Annotated in this window: 16 protein-coding genes; 8 read left to right on the top strand and 8 right to left on the bottom strand. The window is 69.8% G+C overall.

What is annotated here, in order from left to right; all coding sequences use genetic code 11:
• Positions 1-15: 15 nt before the first annotated feature.
• Complete coding sequence (locus R2APBS1_RS19040) at positions 16-1,377, bottom strand: GH1 family beta-glucosidase (RefSeq protein ID WP_015449186.1); 1,362 nt, start codon at positions 1,375-1,377, stop codon at positions 16-18.
• A gap of 134 nt (positions 1,378-1,511) precedes the next feature.
• Here R2APBS1_RS19040 and R2APBS1_RS19035 point away from each other — a divergent pair, with 134 nt between their 5' ends.
• The 5 genes from R2APBS1_RS19035 (at position 1,512) to R2APBS1_RS19015 (ending at position 5,718) form a co-directional block, all read left to right on the top strand.
• Positions 1,512-2,603, top strand: a complete 1,092-nt coding sequence (locus tag R2APBS1_RS19035) for an ABC transporter ATP-binding protein (RefSeq protein WP_015449185.1) — start codon at positions 1,512-1,514, stop codon at positions 2,601-2,603.
• A gap of 77 nt (positions 2,604-2,680) precedes the next feature.
• Positions 2,681-3,550, top strand: a complete 870-nt coding sequence (locus R2APBS1_RS19030) for a ParA family protein (protein ID WP_015449184.1) — start codon at positions 2,681-2,683, stop codon at positions 3,548-3,550.
• Between the two features lie 3 nt (positions 3,551-3,553).
• A complete protein-coding gene (locus R2APBS1_RS19025; protein WP_015449183.1) occupies positions 3,554-4,423 on the top strand; it encodes a ParB/RepB/Spo0J family partition protein in 870 nt (289 codons plus the stop codon).
• Between the two features lie 145 nt (positions 4,424-4,568).
• Positions 4,569-5,285, top strand: a complete 717-nt coding sequence (locus R2APBS1_RS19020; protein WP_015449182.1) for a glycosyltransferase — start codon at positions 4,569-4,571, stop codon at positions 5,283-5,285.
• A 64-nt stretch (positions 5,286-5,349) separates the two neighbouring features.
• Positions 5,350-5,718 carry a DUF488 domain-containing protein gene (locus R2APBS1_RS19015; RefSeq protein WP_007512228.1) on the top strand — a complete coding sequence of 123 codons (369 nt, stop codon included), beginning with the start codon at positions 5,350-5,352 and terminating at the stop codon, positions 5,716-5,718.
• Positions 5,719-5,728: 10 nt separating this feature from the next.
• Here the strand turns inward: R2APBS1_RS19015 and R2APBS1_RS19010 are convergent, their stop codons facing one another.
• Together R2APBS1_RS19010 and R2APBS1_RS19005 are read right to left on the bottom strand one after the other, a co-directional pair.
• A complete protein-coding gene (locus tag R2APBS1_RS19010; RefSeq protein WP_007512229.1) occupies positions 5,729-6,664 on the bottom strand; it encodes a patatin-like phospholipase family protein in 936 nt (311 codons plus the stop codon).
• A gap of 10 nt (positions 6,665-6,674) precedes the next feature.
• Entirely contained in the window at positions 6,675-7,658 is a 984-nt protein-coding gene (locus R2APBS1_RS19005) for a helix-turn-helix transcriptional regulator (RefSeq protein ID WP_041676832.1), read from the bottom strand.
• Positions 7,659-7,760: 102 nt separating this feature from the next.
• Here R2APBS1_RS19005 and R2APBS1_RS19000 point away from each other — a divergent pair, with 102 nt between their 5' ends.
• Together R2APBS1_RS19000 and R2APBS1_RS18995 are read left to right on the top strand one after the other, a co-directional pair.
• The gene (locus R2APBS1_RS19000) at positions 7,761-8,651 is read left to right on the top strand and encodes a hypothetical protein (RefSeq protein WP_015449180.1); all 891 of its coding nucleotides are present in this window, start codon (positions 7,761-7,763) and stop codon (positions 8,649-8,651) included.
• Between the two features lie 98 nt (positions 8,652-8,749).
• Positions 8,750-9,559 (top strand): DUF481 domain-containing protein, encoded by an 810-nt coding sequence (locus R2APBS1_RS18995; RefSeq protein WP_007512232.1) that lies wholly within the window; start codon positions 8,750-8,752, stop codon positions 9,557-9,559.
• Between the two features lie 59 nt (positions 9,560-9,618).
• Here the strand turns inward: R2APBS1_RS18995 and hemC are convergent, their stop codons facing one another.
• Positions 9,619-10,536, bottom strand: a complete 918-nt coding sequence (gene hemC / locus R2APBS1_RS18990) for a hydroxymethylbilane synthase (RefSeq protein ID WP_007512233.1) — start codon at positions 10,534-10,536, stop codon at positions 9,619-9,621.
• A gap of 123 nt (positions 10,537-10,659) precedes the next feature.
• On the opposite strand from hemC, the gene R2APBS1_RS18985 reads away from it, so the two are divergent.
• Positions 10,660-11,415 carry a Bax inhibitor-1/YccA family protein gene (locus tag R2APBS1_RS18985; RefSeq protein ID WP_015449179.1) on the top strand — a complete coding sequence of 252 codons (756 nt, stop codon included), beginning with the start codon at positions 10,660-10,662 and terminating at the stop codon, positions 11,413-11,415.
• A 63-nt stretch (positions 11,416-11,478) separates the two neighbouring features.
• Here the strand turns inward: R2APBS1_RS18985 and tkt are convergent, their stop codons facing one another.
• From tkt to tal, 4 genes are all read right to left on the bottom strand, one after another.
• Positions 11,479-13,527: a transketolase gene (gene tkt / locus R2APBS1_RS18980; RefSeq protein WP_015449178.1), complete on the bottom strand. Its 2,049-nt coding sequence runs from the start codon at positions 13,525-13,527 to the stop codon at positions 11,479-11,481.
• Between the two features lie 99 nt (positions 13,528-13,626).
• Positions 13,627-15,273, bottom strand: coding sequence for a phosphoglucomutase (alpha-D-glucose-1,6-bisphosphate-dependent) (gene pgm, locus R2APBS1_RS18975; protein WP_015449177.1), 1,647 nt, complete (start codon positions 15,271-15,273; stop codon positions 13,627-13,629).
• Complete coding sequence (gene pgi, locus R2APBS1_RS18970) at positions 15,270-16,919, bottom strand: glucose-6-phosphate isomerase (RefSeq protein ID WP_015449176.1); 1,650 nt, start codon at positions 16,917-16,919, stop codon at positions 15,270-15,272. Before pgi ends, pgm begins: the two co-directional genes overlap by 4 nt.
• Complete coding sequence (gene tal, locus R2APBS1_RS18965) at positions 16,916-18,010, bottom strand: transaldolase (RefSeq protein WP_015449175.1); 1,095 nt, start codon at positions 18,008-18,010, stop codon at positions 16,916-16,918. Before tal ends, pgi begins: the two co-directional genes overlap by 4 nt.
• Positions 18,011-18,045 lie beyond the last annotated feature (35 nt).

Genomic DNA, 18,045 nt, shown 5'->3' with positions numbered 1-18,045 from the left:
AAATCCCGAGGGCTCCTACGCGTCTTCGTCCAGCACTGCGCCGTTGCTCTCGATCACTTGCGCGTACAGCTTCGCGCTGGCCTTCGGCGTGCGCTGCTGGGTGGCGAAGTCGACGTGGTACAGGCCGAAGCGCTTGGAGAAACCCAGCGACCACTCCAGGTTGTCCAGCAGCGACCACGCGTAGTAGCCCTTCAGGTTCACGCCCGCCGCGATTGCCCGGTGCAGCGCCTGGAGGTGCTTGCGCAGATAGTTCGTGCGCAGCGGATCGTCCAGCACCTCGCCCTCGGCCACCGGCGGGTCGTAGAACGCCGAACCGTTTTCGGTGATGTACAGCGGAATGTCGCCGTAGCGGCCCTTGAACCAGCTCAGCGTGTCGGTCAGGCCCTGCTCGAACACTTCCCAGCCGGTCTCGGTGTAGGTCCTGTTCGGCTGGCGCACCGACACCGCGTGCAACGGATACGCGTTCGCGTCGTGCTTCACCACCGCGCGGGTGTAGTAGTTGATGCCGACGAAATCGACTGGCTGCTTCGTCAGCTTGAAATCCTCGGCCGGGAAATCCGGCCAGGCGTCGCCGAAGATCTCCTTCAGCTCGGGCGGGTAGCTGCCGAGCAGGGCCGGGTCGGCGAACTGCTGGTTCATGTAGGCGTGCGCGCGGGCCGTGGCGGCGAGGTCTCCGGCGCTGTCCGAGTGCGGGTACTTCGGTTCGATGTTGAACACCACGCCGATCTCGTGCTTGCCGTGCGCGCGGTACGCCTGGATGCCGGCGCCGCTGGCGCGCATCAGGTTGTGCGCGGCGATCGGTGCCTCGTACTTGCTGCGGTGGCCGGGCGCCAGCGCGCCGTGCAGGTAGCCGCCGTCGGTGACCACCCAGGGCTCGTTGAGTGTGGACCAGCGCGGCACGCGGTCGTCCAGCGCCTTGAACATCACCTCGGCGTACTCGGCGAACCAGTACGCGCTGTCGCGGTTGAGCCAGCCGCCGCGGTCGTCCAGCGCCGCCGGCAGGTCCCAGTGGAACAGCGTGGCGTTCGGCGCGATGCCGTGCTCCAGCAGTTCGTCGACCAGCCGCGAATAGAAGTCCAGTCCCTTCGGGTTGAACCGGCCGCTGCCCTCGGGCAGCACGCGCGCCCAGTTGATGCTGAAGCGGTAGCCCTTGAGGCCCAGCGCCTTCATCAGCTGCACGTCTTCACGGTAGCGGCGGTAGTGGTCGCAGGCGACGTCGCCGGTGTCGCCGTTGACCATCATCCCCGGCGTGTGGGCGAAGCGCTGCCAGATGCTGGGGCCGGCGCCGTCGGCCAGCGGGGAACCTTCGATCTGGTAGGCCGAGGTGGCGGCGCCCCAATGGAAGCCGTCGGGGAAGCGGAAGCTGGGGCGCGTCATGGGAGGTCCTGCGATCAAGGCGCTTGATGTAAACGATTACATCGACAGAATAGCCCAATGTATCGCCGCTGTGCAGACGAGTGCATGCTGTGGCGAAGACCGGCCGTCGTGGCCAACCCCCAGCGGAGACGCCGATGGCTCGCGTGTGCCTGGATCAGCTGCGCAAGGTCTACCCCAACGGCCACGTCGGCGTGGCCGACGCCAGTTTCGAGATCGCCGACGGCGAGCTGCTGGTGCTGGTGGGGCCGTCCGGCTGCGGCAAGACCACCCTGCTGCGCATGATCGCCGGGCTGGAGTCGATCAGCGGCGGCACGCTGAGCATCGACGGCCGCGTGGTCAACGCGGTGGCGCCGAAGGACCGCGACATCGCGATGGTGTTCCAGAACTACGCGCTGTACCCGCATATGACGGTGGCCGAGAACCTCGGCTTCGGCCTGAAGCTGCGCGGGCACAAGCCGGCCGAGATCGACCGTCGCGTGGCGGTGGCGGCGAAGACGCTGGAGCTGGAGTCGCGGCTGGCTGCGCGCCCGGCGGCGCTGTCCGGCGGCCAGCGCCAGCGCGTGGCGCTGGGCCGGGCGCTGGTGCGCGACCCGAAGGTGTTCCTGCTCGACGAGCCGCTGTCCAACCTGGACGCCAAGCTGCGCCTGTCGATGCGGGTGGAGATCGCGCGGCTGCACCGCCAGCTCGGCGCCACCATGGTCTATGTCACCCACGATCAGATCGAGGCGATGACCCTGGGCCAGCGCATCGTGGTGCTGGACGGCGGGGTGATCCAGCAGATCGACACGCCGATGGCGCTGTACGAAAGGCCGGCCAACCTGTTCGTGGCCGGCTTCGTCGGCAGCCCGGCGATGAACCAGCTGCGCGGCACGTTGCAGCGCGACGGCGGCTGGACGCTGGCCACCGCCCACGGCGCCATCGCGCTGGGCGAGCCGGCGCAGGCGGCGGCGTGGCAGCTGTGGCGCGATCGCGAGGTGGTGCTGGGCATCCGTCCGGAGCACCTGCAGCCGCAGGCGGACGGCGCCGGTGCGCTGAGCGCCCGGCTGGAAGTGCTCGAGCCGGTCGGCCACGAGGTGTTCCTGAACCTGCGCTACGGCGACCAGCCGCTGGTCGCGCGGGTGCCGCCGCGCGCCCTGCCTGAGCCGGGCAGCACGCTGGCGCTGGGCCTGGCGGCCGAACGGCTGCATCTGTTCGATGCCGCCAGCGGGGCGCGGATCGGTACCTGAGAGCGCAGTCCCCGGGGAGGCAAGCCGCGGCGGCAATGCTAATCTAGCCGTCCTTCGCGAACGGTAGCTATCCATCCATGGCCCGCATCATCGCTGTCGCCAACCAGAAGGGCGGCGTCGGCAAGACCACCACTGCCGTCAATCTCGCCGCGGCGCTGGCCGCGGCGAAGCGCAAGGTATTGCTGGTCGACTTCGACCCGCAGGGCAATGCCACGATGGCCTCGGGCGTCAACAAGCGCGACATCAAGGCCAGCGGCTGCGAGGTGTTGCTGGAGGAAGTGGAGATCGCTGCCGCGATCGTGCCCACCGAGGCGCACTACGACCTCTTGCCCGGCAACGGCGACCTCACCGCCGCCGAGCTGAAGCTGATGGACGCGCTGGCGCGCGAGCACCGGCTGAAGGAAGTGCTGGCGAAGATCGCGCCGAACTACCACACCATCCTGATCGACTGCCCGCCGTCGCTGAACCTGCTCACGCTGAACGCGCTGACCGCCGCCGATGGCGTGCTGATCCCGGTGCAGTGCGAATACTTCGCGCTGGAAGGCCTGTCCAGCCTGCTCGACACGATCAAGGCGGTGCGCCACCGGCTGAACCCCCATCTGGAGATCGAGGGCCTGCTGCGCACCATGTACGACGTGCGCAACAACCTCGGCAACGAAGTCTCCGCCCAGCTCACCCAGCACTTCGGCGACAAGGTGCTGCGCTCGATCATCCCGCGCAACGTGCGCCTGGCCGAGGCGCCCAGCCACGGCCAGCCGATCCATCTGTACGATCGCAGCTCGCGCGGCGCGATCGCCTACATCGGCCTGGCCGGCGAGGTGATCCGGCGCGAGCGCGGGCTGCCGCCGCGCCCCAGCCACGCCGAGGCGCTCGACGACATCGAACCGCCGGCATACGGCGACGGCGGCCCGACGCTCAAGGCGCCGGCCGCCAACCATCAGGAATAAGGCATGGCAGCTGCGAAAAAACGTGGACTGGGACGCGGACTGGACGCCCTGCTCGGTGGCGACGGCGACGCTGCGCCGTCGGTACTGACCCAGGAAGGCGAACTGCGCGTGCTGCCGATCCAGCAGATCCAGCCCGGCAAGTACCAGCCGCGGCGGCACTGGAACGACGAGGCGCTGGACGAACTGGCCGCGTCGATCAAGGCGCAGGGCCTGATCCAGCCGGTGGTGGTGCGCGAGATCGGCAAGAACAGCTACGAGCTGATCGCCGGCGAACGCCGCTGGCGGGCGGCACAGCGCGCCCAGCTGAGCGAACTGCCGGCGCTGGTGAAGGCGGTGCCGGAGGCGGCCGTGCCGGCGATGGCGCTGATCGAGAACATCCAGCGCCAGGACCTCACCCCGCTGGAAGAAGCCGACGCGCTGAAGCGGCTGATCGACGACTTCGAGCTCACCCACCAGCAGGCCGCCGATGCGGTCGGCCGTTCGCGCGCGGCGGTGTCGAACATGCTGCGGCTGACCGAGATGCCGGAGCCGATCCGGCGCCTGCTCGACGACGGCAAGCTGGAAATGGGCCACGCGCGCTGCCTGCTGACCCTGGACGAATCCATCGCCGTGCCGCTGGCGCGTCAGGCCTCGACCCTCGGCTGGTCGGTGCGCGAGCTGGAGGAAGCCGCGCGCCGCGCGCAAACCGCGCCGAAGGGCAAGGCCAAGCACGCGCCCGCGCGCGACCCGAACGTCGCCGCGCTGGAGCGCGAACTGGCCGAACGCCTGGCCACCCGGGTCGAACTGGCCCAGGGCCGCGGCGGTCGCGGCAAGCTGGTGATCCACTACCACAGCAACGACGAGCTGGACGGCATCCTCGGCAAGATCCGCTGAAAAACGGGAGTGCGGGGAGCGGCGTGAGAAGCGAGGGGGAAGCCCGGTCGGCGCAACGACTTTTCTCACGCCGCACTCCTCTTCACTCACTGCCCTGCCCGCCGCCGCCAGACAACGCCCCGCACCACACCGCAAGGTCATCGCCATGCCGCAACTCTCCGTCGTCGTCCCCGTCTTCAACGAGCGCGACAACATCCCGCCGCTGCTGGCCGAGATCGCCGCCGCGCTGCGCGGCCGGGTCGACTACGAAGTGGTCTACGTCGACGACGATTCCAGCGACGACAGCCGCGCCGTGCTGGCCGCGCAGAAGGCGCTGCACCCGGAGCTGCGCGTGCTGCACCACGTCACCCGCAGCGGGCAGAGCACGGCGGTGTGGAACGGCGTGCGCGCGGCCGCGTCGCCGTGGATCGCCACGCTGGACGGCGACGGCCAGAACGATCCGGCCGACATCCCGAAGCTGCTCGCCGCGCGCGACGCGGCATCGGCCGAAACGCGGCTGTTCGCCGGCTGGCGCACCACCCGCCGCGACAGTTTCAACAAGCGCATCTCCTCGAAGGTCGCCAACGCGGTGCGCTCGCGCATGCTGAAGGACGCCACCCCGGACACCGGCTGCGGCCTGAAGCTGTTCGAGCGCGAGGTGTTCCTGCGCCTGCCCTACTTCGACCACATGCACCGCTACCTGCCGGCGCTGGTCAAGCGCGCCGGTTTCGCCAGCCAGAGCGTGCCGGTGGGCCATCGCCCGCGCACCGCCGGCGTGTCCAAGTACGGCATGCTGGACCGGCTGTGGGTCGGCCTGGCCGACCTGCGCGGGGTGGCCTGGCTGATGCGCCGGGGCAAGGTGACGAAGGTCGAGGAACTCTGATCGGCGTCACGCCGCCTTGCGCCGGCGGTCGTATGCTGGGGATCTTCCTTCCAGGGAGGCACCCATGAGCATCAGCGTCAAACGTGTCTACGAACCGGCCGCGAAGTCCGACGGCTATCGCGTGCTGATCGACCGGTTGTGGCCGCGTGGGCTGAAGAAGGAGGCGGTGCCGCTGGACCTGTGGGCGAAGGAGCTGGCCCCGTCGACCGCCTTGCGCCAGTGGTTCGGCCACGACCCGGCGCTGTGGGATGGCTTCCGCCACCGCTACGCCGGCGAGCTGGACGCGCTGGCCGAGTACTGGCAGCCGCTGGCCGAGCGGGCCGCACGGCACCCCGTCACCCTGCTGTTCGGTGCCCGCGACGAGGAGCACAACAACGCGGTGGCGCTGAAGGCGTACCTGGACAACTGGCTGCGCACGCACGGCCCGCGCTGAGGCGTGCGGTTCAGGCCTCGCGTTGCGGCGTGCCGGCGCGTGGCCAGTTCGCCAGTGCCGCGCGTGCCTGCAGGCGACCCAGTTCGATCAGCTCGTGCGCGCGGTAGAACTCGTAGGCCAGCGCCATGTTGTGCGGCAGCTGGATCAGCAGGTCCGGCGCGTACGCGGCCAGGCGAAGGCGCGACAGGTTGGCCTGCATCAGGTCCATTGCCTGGGTCAGCAGTTCGAGCGTGCCCGGCTCGCGTGGGCGGCTCTCGCCGCGCGGGAGCATGCGGCCGATGAACTCGCCGATGCGGTAGCGATAGCTGTCTTCCGCGGCCGCCGGCTGGAGCGGCGGTTCCGGCGGCGTCGCCGCCACCGCTGGGCCGTCCACGCTCACCGCGATCAGGTAGTCGGCGCGCTCGCGGATCAGCGGCGTCACCGGCACCGGGTTGAGCAGGGCGCCGTCGACCAGCCGGCGGCCGTCGATGGTGTGCGGGCGGAACACCGTAGGGATCGCGATCGATGCGCGGATCGCCTCGAACAGGCCGCCCCGGCTCAGCCACACCTCGCGGCCGCGCTCGAGGTCGGTGGCCACCGCGGTGAACGCCAGCGGCAGTTCCTCGATCTGCGCGTCGCCGACCAGCCCGCGCATGGTCTCGATGATCTTGTCGCCCTTGATCAGGCCGCCGCCGGAGAAGCTCCAGTCGACCAGCCTGAGCACGTCGAGCTTGGCCAGCGCGCAGACCCAGTCGCGGTACACGTCGAGCCGGCCGGTGGCGTGGATGCCGCCGATCAGCGCGCCCATCGAGCTGCCGGCGATCGCCACGATCTGGAAACCCTGCGCCTCGATCTCCTCGATCACGCCGATGTGCGCCAGCCCCTTGGCGCCGCCGGCGCCGAGCGCCAGCGCCACGGTCGGCGGGCGCCGCCCCGGCGCGATGCCAACGGGATCGGTGGAGGTCATCGGGCTGCGCTCAGCGCGGTGGTTGCTGGTAGCCGCCGAGCGCCAGCTGCAGCAGGATCTTCATCTCCTCGCGCAGCGGCAGCGGCGCCACCACCTCCGCATCCGGGCCGTACTTGAGCACGTCCATCAGTAGTTCCTTGGAGTTGGAGTACGGTAGCTTCAGCTCGTAGCGGCCGTCCGGCAGCCACTCCCCCTTCTGCTGCGAATGCCAGTGCTCGTCGGCGACCCAGCGTGCGGCGTGCTGCGAGAAGCGGATCGTGGTCCACGCCTTCGGCTTGCCGGCGAAGATGCCGTAGCTGGAGGCGAGCAGTTCGTTGAGCTCGGCGTCGGCCACGTCGGTGGCGGGCGTGTCCAGCGCCTGCGCGTCGGCGATGCGGTCCACCGCGAAGCTGCGCAGCGCCTGGCGGTCGTGGTCCCACACGTCGAGGTACCAGTTGTCGCGGTAGTGGGTCAGCCGCTGCGGCGAGACCGTGCGCCGGCTGTCCGCGTTGGTGGTGCGCGCGCGGTAGCGGAAGCGCAGTTGCTTCCGCTCCAGCACCGCGCCGGCGACGATGCGGAACACCTGCTGGTCGAGCTTGCGCTCGCCCCACGGAATCACCCGGATGCGCTCGATCGGCAGCGTCTTGCCGTTGTCGTGGCTGGACAGCAGGCCTTCGATGCGCGACTTGAACGGCGCCAGCGCGCCGGCCAGCACGCCGGGGCCGGAGCGGCCGATCAGCTCGTTCAGCGCCAGCAGCGCGGCCAGTTCGTCGGAGGTCAGCCACAGTCCGGGCAGCTCGAATTTCTCGCCCTCGCCCGCCTCGTAGCGGAAGGCGGCCTGGTCGGTGCCGGCGCTTTCCACCGGCGCGCCCAGCGCGTCGCGCAGGAACGCCACGTCACGGTACAGCGTGGCGCGCGAGCACTCCAGCTCGCCGAGCAGGCGCGACAGCGGAATCGGATAGTGCGCCGACTTCAGCAGCCGGTGCAGGGTCAGTATGCGTTCGTAGCGATCCATGGGAGCGTCGGCATATCGTGGGGAAGAGGCCTTGTGTAGCATGGCGGCGGCCTGCGGCGGTCGCAAGTCGCCGCCTTCGACTCCCCGGATGCCTTTCCGCCCATGCGCGAACTGCCCCCCGACGTCCTCTCCACCGCCGGCATCGACCGCGCGCCGCCGTCGAGCTACGCGGAGATCCTGCTGCGGCTGCTGGCGATCAGCGGCTACGGCCTGTGGCTCTGGCTCGGCATGGCGCTGGCGCTGGGCATGGAGCGGATCGGCCGCTGCGACATGCGGATGCCGCTGATCCTCGGCACCGCGCTGGTCGCGGCGGGCCTGCCGCTGACCCAGTCGCGGCGGCCGGCGGCCGCCGCCTGCCGCTGGTCGCCGGAGCATGAGCGCCGGCCCGCGCAGGTGCTGCCGATGGCGCTGCTGACCCTCCTGCCGGTGCTGCTGGTGATCATCCTGGGCGATGGCCACGGCCATGTCCCGGCGATGCGTCTGGCCGGCGTGGCGCTGATGCTGTGCAGCCTGGTCAGCCTGGTCTACACCGCCTACCGTTATCGCCGCCACCTGTCGCCCGGCCTGCAGCGGGTGTCGTCGTCGCTGCCGGTGAGCCGGCTGATCACCGCCTGGTACGGTGGTGGCCTGTGGTTGTGGCTGTGCACGATAGTGCAGGGCGGGCTGGAGCCGCCGCACCGCGCGTATCCGTGGATCCTGCTGCTGCTGGCGCTGGCCTTGCTGCTGGGCCTGCTCGAAGGCATGCGCTGGCAGCTGCTGGGTCTGCCGCACGGCGCGGGCGGCGAGCTGGAGGCGCACCACGTGCCGCCGGCGCGCATCGTGGCGGCGATCCTCGTTTACGTGCTGCCGTGTGCCGCGCTGTTGCTGACCGAACGCTACGGCGGCGGCTTGCTGGCCGCCGCGCTGACGGTGCCCAGCTGCCTGCTCGGCAAGATGCTGGAGCAGCGCGTCTACGAGACGGCGCTGGCGGGCGGCTTGGCGGCCGGCGGGTGAATCGGCGTGGATGGCGTCGCCACGCCGTTCATTGCCAATTCAAGCCGCCCCGTTAAGGTAGCGGTCTTACTATTGTTTAACAAATGGATCGTCCCCCGATGAAAAAGACCCTGATCGCCGGCCTGCTGCTGGCCGCTTTCGCGAGTTTCGCTGCCCAGGCCCAGAACACTGACGTCAACCCCGCCAGCAACGGCGGCTGGAGCGGTTCGGGCGAGTTCGGCTTCGCCTCCTCCACCGGCAACTCGCGCTCCGAGAACATCAACGCCAAGCTCGGCCTGAGCCAGGAAAACGAGCAGTGGAAGAACAACTTCTTCCTCGATGCGCTGCGCTCGAAGAGCCAGCAGACCATCGTGGATACGAACGGCAACACCCTCAAGCAGTTCAACACCACCGCGAACCGCTATGACGGCGGCGCCTCGGTCGGCCTCAAGCTCGACCCGCGCAGCTACATCGTCGGCGCCGCCCGCTACGAGCACGACGACTTCGGCGCGAACCTGTGGCAGGGCATCGTCTCGCTCGGTTACGGCTACATCGCGCTGAAGGACGGGCGCAACGAGCTGTCGTTCGAAATCGGCCCCGGCTACAAGCGCTACCGCCCCGCCGACGTCGAGCTCGTGGTCAATGGCGTGGTGGAGCACCAGCGGCAGCCGACCGAAAGCGAAATGGTTGCGCGCGGCCTGGCCAACTACAAGTACAAGCTCACCGAGAACACCGCGTTCGAGGACACCTTCCTGATGGAAGCCGGTTCGAAGAACACCTACCTGCAGAACGACGCGGGCGTGGCGGTCAGCATGACCCAGAAGCTGGCGCTGAAGGTCGGCTTCCAGGTGCGCCACAACAGCGACGTGCTGCCCGGCACCAGGAAGACCGACACGCTGACCACCACCAACCTGGTCTACAGCTTCTGAGTAGCGACCGGGGTTGCGGACCGGCGCCGGCCATCGGTGCCGGTCGCCCCTGCGGCTTTTCAGAGCCCGAGAAACTCCGCCGCGCCCTGCGCCAGCAGCTCGGCCGCCACCTGCCGGCCCAGTGCGATCGCCTGGTTGCTGGGGCCGCTGGCTTCGGCGCGCAGCAACCGGCCGCCGGCCGCGTCGCCGACCAGGCCGCGCAGGTGCAGGCCGTGTTCGCCCAGCATGCACCAGGCACCGACCGGCACCGTGCAGCTGCCGCCCAGCGCCTGGTTCATCGCGCGCTCGGCGCTCACCGTGAGCCGGGTGTCGGCATCGTCCAGCGCGGCCAGCAAGGCCAGCACGCCGGGCTGGCCTTCGCGCGCCTCGATCGCGATCGCCGCCTGGCCCGGCGCCGGCAGCCAGTCCGGCGCGGCCAGTCGCGAGCGGATGCGCGCGGCCAGGTCGAGGCGCTCCAGCCCGGCGCAGGCCAGCACGATCGCGTCGTAGGCGCCGGCGTCGAGCTTGCCCAGCCGGGTGCCGACGTTGCCGCGCAGGTCGAGCAAGACGAGATCCGGCCGCAACGCGCGCAACTGCGCCTGCCGGCGCAGCGACGAGGTGCCCACGCGCGCGCCATGGGGCAGCGCGGCCAGGTCGTCGTAATGGTTGCTGACGAACGCGTCGGCGGCGTCCGCGCGCGGCAGGATCGCCGGCAGCGCGAAGCCCGGCTCCAGCTGCGCCGGCACGTCCTTCAGCGAATGCACGGCGAGGTCGGCGCGGCCTTCCAGCATCGCCACCTCGAGTTCCTTCAGGAACAGCCCCTTGCCGCCGATCGTGGCCAGCGGCTGGTCGAGGATCTCGTCGCCGCGCGTGCTCATCGGCACCAGTTCCACCGTCAGCCCCGGGTGCGTCGTGCGCAGCAGCGTGGCGACATGTTCGGCCTGCCACAGCGCGAGCGCGCTCTTGCGGGTGGCGATACGCAGGGTGGCAGGGTTCATCGGGGCTCCGCACGGTTCGGCAAGAGCGCATTGTCGCGTAGTTTCTGCGCAGCGGCGTAACGGCATGTTGGCGCAGGGCGCCGGCAAAGCCGCTACGATGAGGGCAAACCACGGGAGCAGACCATGCAAAGCGGCAATCCGGCGCTCAACAAGAACACCTTCCTCGACGCTTCCAGCGGCGCGGTCTTCACGCGCGGCGACGAGGCGATGACGATCAACGGCACGGTCAACAAGACCGGCCTGCTGCTGCTCCTGGTGCTGGTCGGCGCGATGGTCAGCTGGAGCCGCTTCGCCGGCCCGGACAGCCTGCCGGCGATGCTGCCGCTGGTGCTTGGCGGCGCCCTCGGCGGCCTGGTGCTGGGCCTGGTCACCGCGTTCAAGAAGACCTGGGCGCCGTTCACCGCGCCGCTGTACGCGGTGGCGGAAGGGCTGTTCATCGGCGCGCTGTCGGCGATCTTCGAGCTGCGCTACCCCGGCATCGTGATGCAGGCGGTGGGGCTGACCTTCGGCACCATGGCCGCACTGCTGCTGGCCTATCGCAGCGGGCTGATCCGCGCCACCGAGAAGTTCAAGCTCGGCATCGTCGCCGCCACCGGCGGCATCATGCTGCTGTACCTGGCCAACTTCGCGATGGGCTTCTTCGGCCACTCGATCGGTTTCATCAACGGCAGCAGCGGCGTCGGCATCGCGTTCAGCGCGGTGGTGGTGGTGATCGCGGCGCTGAACCTGATCCTCGACTTCGACCTGATCGAAACCGGCGCCCAGCAGGGCGCGCCGAAGTACATGGAGTGGTATGGCGCGTTCGCGCTGGTGGTGACCCTGGTCTGGCTGTACCTGGAACTGCTGCGCCTGCTGTCGAAGCTGCAGTCGCGCAATTGATCGACTGAAAACAAAGAGGCCGGCGAATCGTCGCGATCCGCCGGCCTCTTCGTGTCCGCGGGCTTATTTGCCCAGCAGCGCCTTCGCCCGTGCCACCACGTTGTCCACCGTGAAGCCGAACTCGCGCAGCAGCACTTCGGCCGGGGCGGAGGCGCCGAAGTGGTCGATGCCGAGCATGTCGCCGTGCGCGCCGGTGTAGCGGTCCCAGCCTTGCGATACGCCCAGCTCCACCGCCAGCCGGGCCGGTACGTCGGGCGGTAACACCTGATCGCGATACGCCTGCGGCTGTGCATCGAACAGCTCCCAGCTCGGCATCGACACGCAGCGCACGGCGATGCCATCGGCCTGCAGCTGGTCGGCGGCTTCGACGATCAGGCCGACTTCGGAGCCGCTGGCGATCAGGATCAGCGAGGGCTTGCCGTCCGGCGCATCGCGGAGCACGTACGCGCCCCGGCGCAGGCCGTCGGCGCTGGCGTAGCGGGTGCGGTCCAGCGTGGGCACGTTCTGCCGGGTCAGCGCCAGCAGCACCGGTCGCCGCTTCGTTTCCAGCGCCACCCGCCACGCCACCGTGGTCTCGTTCGCGTCGGCGGGGCGGATCACGCTGAGGTTGGGGATTGCACGCAGACTGGCCAGCTGTTCGATCGGCTGGTGGGTGGGGCCGTCCTCGCCCAGCGCCACGCTGTCGTGGGTGAACACGTGCACCACGTGCACGCCCATCAGCGCGGCCAGGCGGATCGCCGGGCGCATGTAGTCGGAGAAGATCAGGAAGGTCGAGCCGTACGGCACGAAGCCGCCGTGCACGGCCAGCCCGTTCGCGATCGCGCCCATCGCATGTTCGCGCACGCCGAAGTGCAGGTTGCGCCCGGCGTGGCTCCAGCCGCCGCCGTCCGAACCCTGGCTGTCTTCGCCCGGCGCCAGCGGCGGATTGAAGTCGCCCAGGTCCTTCAGCGCGGTGTGGGTGGACGGATCGAGGTCGGCCGAGCCGCCGAACAGGGCGGGCAATCTCGGCGCGATCGCGTTCATCACCTTGCCGCCGGCGACGCGAGTGGCGAGGCCCTTGGCGTCGGTGGGGAACACCGGGATGTCCGCGTCCCAGCCCGGCGGCAGTTCGCCGTCCAGGCGGCCCTGCAACTCGGCGGCCAGCTCGGGGAAGGCTTTGGCATAGACGTCCATACGGCTGTTCCAGGCGCGCTCGACTGCCACGCCGCGATCCAATGCCTCGCGCAAATGCGCCAGCGCCGGCGGCGGCAGCAGGAAGTCCGGTTCGACCGGCCAGCCCAGCTTCTCCTTCGTCTTCCTGACGTCCTCGACGCCCAGCGGCGAGCCGTGCGCCTTGAACGTGTCCTGCTCGGGCGAGCCGTAGCCGATATGCGTGCGCAGCAGGATCAGCGAGGGCCGCGTGGTGTCGGCGCGCGCTTCAAGCAGCGCGGCGTCGATCGCCGCCAGGTCGTTGCCGTCGGCCACGTGGATGGTCTGCCAGCCGTAGGCTTCGAAGCGTTTCGCGCGATCCTCGGAGAAGGTGATGTCGGTGCCGCCGGCCAGCGTCACGTCGTTGTCGTCGTACAGGCAGACCAGCTTGCCCAGCTTCAGGTGCCCGGCCAGCGAGGCGGCCTCGCTGGCCACGCCTTCCATCAGGTCGCCGTCGCTGACGATGGCCCAGGTGCGATGGTCGATCACGCGATGGCCGTCGCGGTTGTAGCGCGCGGCCAGGTGCGCCTCGCCGATCGCCATGCCCACCGCGTTGGCCAGGCCCTGGCCGAGCGGGCCGGTGGTGATCTCGACGCCCGGCGTGTGGCCGTACTCGGGATGCCCGGGCGCCTTGCTGCCCCACTGGCGGAACTGCTTGAGGTCGTCCAGCGTGAGGTCGTAGCCGGTGGCGAACAGCAGGCTGTACAGCAGCGCCGAGCCGTGGCCGGCGGACAGCACGAAGCGGTCGCGGTCGGACCAGTGCGGATTGGCGGGGTTGTGCTTCAGCTGCCGCGTCCACAGCGCGTAGGCCATCGGCGCGGCGCCCAGCGGCAGGCCGGGATGGCCGCTGTTGGCCTTCTGCACCATGTCCACCGACAGGAAACGCAGCAGGTCGATGCATTGCTGGTCGAGGGTGTGGGACATGGCGGTATCTCCGGTGGTGGATGGGGTTATGCAGGAGCGCAGCGTGCGCGCGATGCCTTTCGTTACGTGACGAAGAGCCAGCGCGCACAAGGCGCGCTCCTACGCGAGCGCGGCGTCGACGATGCCCTGGGCTTCCTTCAGCAGCGCTTGCAGGTGTTCCTCGCTCTTGAAGCTCTCGGCGTAGACCTTGTAGATCGCCTCGGTGCCGGATGGCCGCGCGGCAAACCAGCCGCTGGCGGCGATCGCCTTGATGCCGCCGATCGCGGCGCCGTTGCCGGGTGCCTTGTCCAGCACCTGCTCGATCTTTTCGCCGGCCAGCTGGTCGCTCTTCAATTGATCGGGCGACAGTTTCGCCAGCTTCGCCTTCTGCGCCGGGGTGGCGGCAGCATCGACGCGGCTGGCGAACGGCTTGCCGAGCTCGCGGGTCAGCTGCGCGTACAGCTCGCCCGGGTCCTTGCCCTCGCGCGCGGTGATCTCGGCCGACAGCAGCGCCGGCACCAGGCCATCCTTGTCGGTGACCCAGGCCGTGCCGTCGCGGCGCAGCAGCGAGGCACCGGCGCTTTCCTCGCAGCCGAAGCCGAGCGAGCCGTCGAACAGGCCCGGCGCGAACCACTTGAAGCCGACCGGCGCCTCGTACAGCTGTCGCCCGAGCCGTTTCGCCACGCGGTCGATCAGCGCGGTGCTGACCACGGTCTTGCCCACCGCGGCGTGCGCGCCCCACTGCGGGCGATGGCGGAACAGGTAGTCGATCAGCACCGACAGGTAGTGGTTCGGCTCCATCAGCCCGCTGCTGCGGGTGACGACGCCGTGGCGGTCGTGGTCGGTGTCGCAGGCGAACGCGACGTCGTACTGGTCCTTCAGCCCGATCAGCCGCTGCATCGCGTACTTCGACGACGGGTCCATGCGGATCTTGCCGTCCCAGTCCACGCTCATGAAGGCGAACTGCGGGTCGACCACCGCGCTGACCACGGTGAGGTCGAGCTTGTAGCGCTCGGCGATCGGCGCCCAGTAGTGCACGCCGGCGCCGCCCAGCGGGTCGACGCCCATGTGCACGCCGGCGCTGCGGATCACGTCGAAGTCGACGATGTTCGCCAGGTCGGCGACGTAGCTGTTGAGATAGTCGTGCTCGTGCGTGGTGGCCGCCTGGCGCGCCTGCGCGTACGGCATCCGGCGCACGTCCTTCAGGCCGCCTTCGAGCAGGGCGTTGGCGCGGTTCTCCACCCACTTGGTGATGTCGCTGTCGGCTGGGCCGCCGTTGCTGGGGTTGTACTTGAAGCCGCCGTTGTCCGGCGGATTGTGCGACGGCGTGATCACGATGCCGTCGGCGAGGCCCGATGTGCGGCCCTTGTTGTAGACCAGGATCGCGTGCGACACCGCCGGCGTCGGCGTGACCTCGCCGCCCGCGGAGATCATCGCCGCGACGCCGTTCGCGGCCAGCACTTCCAGCGCATTCTCGAACGCCGGCTGCGACAGCGCATGGGTGTCGGCGCCGATGAACAGCGGGCCGTCGATGCCTTTCGAGCGGCGGTACTCGCAGATCGCCTGGCTGATCGCCAGGATGTGCGCCTCGTTGAAGCTGCGCTCGAGCGAGCTGCCGCGATGGCCGGAGGTACCGAACGCCACGCGCTGCGCCGGCACCGCGGGATCGGGCTTCAGGTCGGCGTAGGCGGCCAGCAGTTGCGGGATGTCGACCAGGATCGACGACGGTGCCGGCTTGCCGGCGAGGGGACTGATCTTCTGGCTCATGGACCTTCCGTTGTCTGGCGATCGCGCAGCTGGCGATAGCGGTGGATCAGGGCGTTGGTGGAGCTGTCGTGCGCGAGCGTCGGCATGTTCTTCGCGGTCAGCTCGGCAATGGTGGTCTTCGCCAGCTGCTTGCCCAATTCCACACCCCACTGGTCGAACGAGTCGATGTCCCAGATCACGCCCTGCACGAACACGCTGTGCTCGTACAACGCGATCAGCGTGCCGAGCGTGTGCGGAGTGAGCTTCTTGGCGAGGAGGGTGCTGCTGGGACGGTTGCCGGGGAAGGTGCGGTGCGGGGCCAGCGCCGCATCGGTGCCGGCGGCACGCACTTCCTCGGCGGTCTTGCCGAACGCCAGCGCCTCGCCCTGGGCGATCAGGTTCGCCAGCAGCAGGTCGTGCTGGTCGCCGAGCGGGTTCAGGCTCTGGCCGAAGCCGATGAAGTCGCACGGCACGAGGCGCGTGCCCTGGTGCAGCAGCTGGTAGAACGAGTGCTGGCCGTTGGTACCCGGCTCGCCCCAGTAGATCGGCCCGGTGGCGTAGTCGACCGCGGCGCCGTCCCGCGTCACGCGCTTGCCGTTGCTTTCCATGGTCAGCTGCTGCAGGTAGGCCGGGAAGCGCTTCAGGTATTGCTCGTACGGCAGCACCGCGACACTGGCCGCGCCGAGGAAGTTGTTGTTCCAGATGCCGAGCAGGCCCATCAGCACCGGCAGGTTGCGTTCCAGCGGCGCGTGGCGGAAGTGCTCGTCCATGGCGTGGAAGCCGGCCAGCATCGCGCGGAAATGCTCCGCGCCGATCGCCAGCATGGTGGACAGGCCGATCGCCGAGTCCATCGAGTAGCGCCCGCCCACCCAGTCCCAGAAGCCGAACATGTTGGCGGTGTCGATGCCGAACTTCGCCACTTCGGCGGCGTTGGTGGAGACCGCCACGAAGTGCTTCGCCACCGCCGCCTCGTCGCCCAACGCCGCGACGCACCAGGCGCGCGCGGCGCGCGCGTTGGCCAGCGTCTCCAGCGTGGTGAAGGTCTTCGAGCAGACGATGAACAGCGTCTCGGCCGCGTCTAGGCCGTGCACCGCCTCGGCGATGTCGGTGCCGTCCACGTTGGAGACGAAATGGAACGTCATCTCGCGCCGGCTGTACGCGCGCAGCGCTTCGTACGCCATCACCGGGCCGAGGTCGGAGCCGCCGATGCCGATCGAGACCACGTGGCGGATGCGCTGGCCGCCGTGGCCCAGCCAGGCACCGCTGCGCACGCGCTCGGCAAACGCGCCCATGCGCTCGAGCACCGCGTGCACGTCCGTCACCACGTCGTGGCCGTCGACCAGAATCGCTTCGCCTGCCGGCGCGCGCAGCGCCACGTGCAGCACGGCGCGCTGCTCGGTGGTGTTGATGCGCTCGCCGCGGAACATCGCCTCGACCCGTTGCGGCAGGCCGCAGGCCAGCGCCAGTTCGCGCAGCAGGCGCAGCGCGTCGGCGTCCACCCGCTGCTTGGCGTAGTCGAAATACAGGCCGACGTCCTCCAGCACGTAGCGCTCGCCGCGCTGCGGGTCGGCGGCGAACAGCTCGCGCAGATGCTTGTGGCCGATCGCGTCGGCATGCCGTTGCAACGCCTGCCACTGGGGCAGGCGGGTCAGTCGCGGCTCGCTCATGGCAGCTGGGATTCCTTTTCCAGTGCGCTGGCCTTGTCGGCGATGCGCTGCAGCAACTGCTGCCACGATTTCACGAACGCCGCGGCGCCGTCGCGCTGCAGCTTCAGCGCCAGCGCGTCGAGGTCCACGCCGGCGGCGGCGATCTGCGCCAGCACCGCGTCCGCGTCGCCGCCGTCGTCGGCCAGCACGCCGTGCAGCTGGCCGTGGTCGGCGAACGCGTGCAGGGTCTTCTCCGGGATCGTGTCGATGGTGTCCGGCGCGGCCAGCGCGCTGACGTACAGCGTGTCCGGCGCGGACGGGTCTTTCACCCCGGTGCTGGCCCACAGCAGGCGCTGCGGCCGGGCGCCGGCGGCGGCGAGTTTGTGCCAGCGCTTGGAGGCCAGCAGTTCGCGGTAGGCGCGGTAGGTCTGCTGGCCCACCGCGATGCCCAGCTGGTTGCGCAGCGCGTCCGGCAGCTGCGGGTTGGCGGCCACGTCCCAGCGGCTGATGAACAGCGAGGCGACCGAGCCCACGCGCGGGTCCAGCCCGGCGGCCAGGCGCCGCTCGATGCCGCGCAGGTACGCCTCGGCCACGGCCTGGTACTGCGCGCAGGAGAACAGCAGGGTCACGTTGATCGGAATGCCGAGGAAGATCGCCTCCTCGATCGCCGGCACGCCTTCCGGGGTGCCGGGAATCTTCACGAACAGGTTGTCGCGCCGGCCCTGGTGGTGGATGTGCCGCGCCGCGGCGATCGAGCCGGCGCTGTCGGCGGCCAGCAGCGGCGAGACCTCCATCGAGACCCAGCCGTCGACCTGGCCGGTGGCGTCGAACACCGGGCGGAACAGGTCGGCCGCGCGGCGCAGGTCTTCCAGCGCCAGCTCGGTGAACAGCGCCTCGCCGGACAGCCCGGCCAGCGTCTTGGCGTGGATGCCGGCGTCGTAGGCGTCGCCGCCGCCGATCGCCGCGTCGAAGATGCTGGGGTTCGAGGTGAGGCCGGTGATCGAGTCCTCGGCGATGTAGCGCGCCAGCGTGCCGTCGTCGAGCAGGCTGCGGGTGATGTTGTCCAGCCACAGGCTCTGGCCGAGGTCGTGCAATTGGCGAGTCGCTTTCATGCTTGCTCCGTGTCTCCGATTCGATCGATAGATGA

Source organism: Rhodanobacter denitrificans (genome assembly GCF_000230695.2).
GTDB lineage: Bacteria > Pseudomonadota > Gammaproteobacteria > Xanthomonadales > Rhodanobacteraceae > Rhodanobacter > Rhodanobacter denitrificans.
This window is presented reverse-complemented; position numbering and strand designations above follow the sequence as displayed.

What these genes read in the sequence shown, in the direction of transcription:
- R2APBS1_RS19030 (WP_015449184.1), top strand. Translation starts at nt 2,681, where the DNA reads ATGGCCCGCATCATCGCTGTCGCCAACCAGAAGGGCGGCGTCGGCAAG.
- R2APBS1_RS18995 (WP_007512232.1), top strand. Translation starts at nt 8,750, where the DNA reads ATGAAAAAGACCCTGATCGCCGGCCTGCTGCTGGCCGCTTTCGCGAGT.
- R2APBS1_RS19005 (WP_041676832.1), bottom strand. Translation starts at nt 7,658, where the DNA reads ATGGATCGCTACGAACGCATACTGACCCTGCACCGGCTGCTGAAGTCG.
- tal (WP_015449175.1), bottom strand. Translation starts at nt 18,010, where the DNA reads ATGAAAGCGACTCGCCAATTGCACGACCTCGGCCAGAGCCTGTGGCTG.
- R2APBS1_RS19010 (WP_007512229.1), bottom strand. Translation starts at nt 6,664, where the DNA reads ATGACCTCCACCGATCCCGTTGGCATCGCGCCGGGGCGGCGCCCGCCG.
- tkt (WP_015449178.1), bottom strand. Translation starts at nt 13,527, where the DNA reads ATGTCCCACACCCTCGACCAGCAATGCATCGACCTGCTGCGTTTCCTG.
- hemC (WP_007512233.1), bottom strand. Translation starts at nt 10,536, where the DNA reads ATGAACCCTGCCACCCTGCGTATCGCCACCCGCAAGAGCGCGCTCGCG.
- R2APBS1_RS19025 (WP_015449183.1), top strand. Translation starts at nt 3,554, where the DNA reads ATGGCAGCTGCGAAAAAACGTGGACTGGGACGCGGACTGGACGCCCTG.
- pgm (WP_015449177.1), bottom strand. Translation starts at nt 15,273, where the DNA reads ATGAGCCAGAAGATCAGTCCCCTCGCCGGCAAGCCGGCACCGTCGTCG.
- R2APBS1_RS19020 (WP_015449182.1), top strand. Translation starts at nt 4,569, where the DNA reads ATGCCGCAACTCTCCGTCGTCGTCCCCGTCTTCAACGAGCGCGACAAC.
- R2APBS1_RS19040 (WP_015449186.1), bottom strand. Translation starts at nt 1,377, where the DNA reads ATGACGCGCCCCAGCTTCCGCTTCCCCGACGGCTTCCATTGGGGCGCC.
- R2APBS1_RS19015 (WP_007512228.1), top strand. Translation starts at nt 5,350, where the DNA reads ATGAGCATCAGCGTCAAACGTGTCTACGAACCGGCCGCGAAGTCCGAC.
- pgi (WP_015449176.1), bottom strand. Translation starts at nt 16,919, where the DNA reads ATGAGCGAGCCGCGACTGACCCGCCTGCCCCAGTGGCAGGCGTTGCAA.
- R2APBS1_RS19035 (WP_015449185.1), top strand. Translation starts at nt 1,512, where the DNA reads ATGGCTCGCGTGTGCCTGGATCAGCTGCGCAAGGTCTACCCCAACGGC.
- R2APBS1_RS19000 (WP_015449180.1), top strand. Translation starts at nt 7,761, where the DNA reads ATGCGCGAACTGCCCCCCGACGTCCTCTCCACCGCCGGCATCGACCGC.
- R2APBS1_RS18985 (WP_015449179.1), top strand. Translation starts at nt 10,660, where the DNA reads ATGCAAAGCGGCAATCCGGCGCTCAACAAGAACACCTTCCTCGACGCT.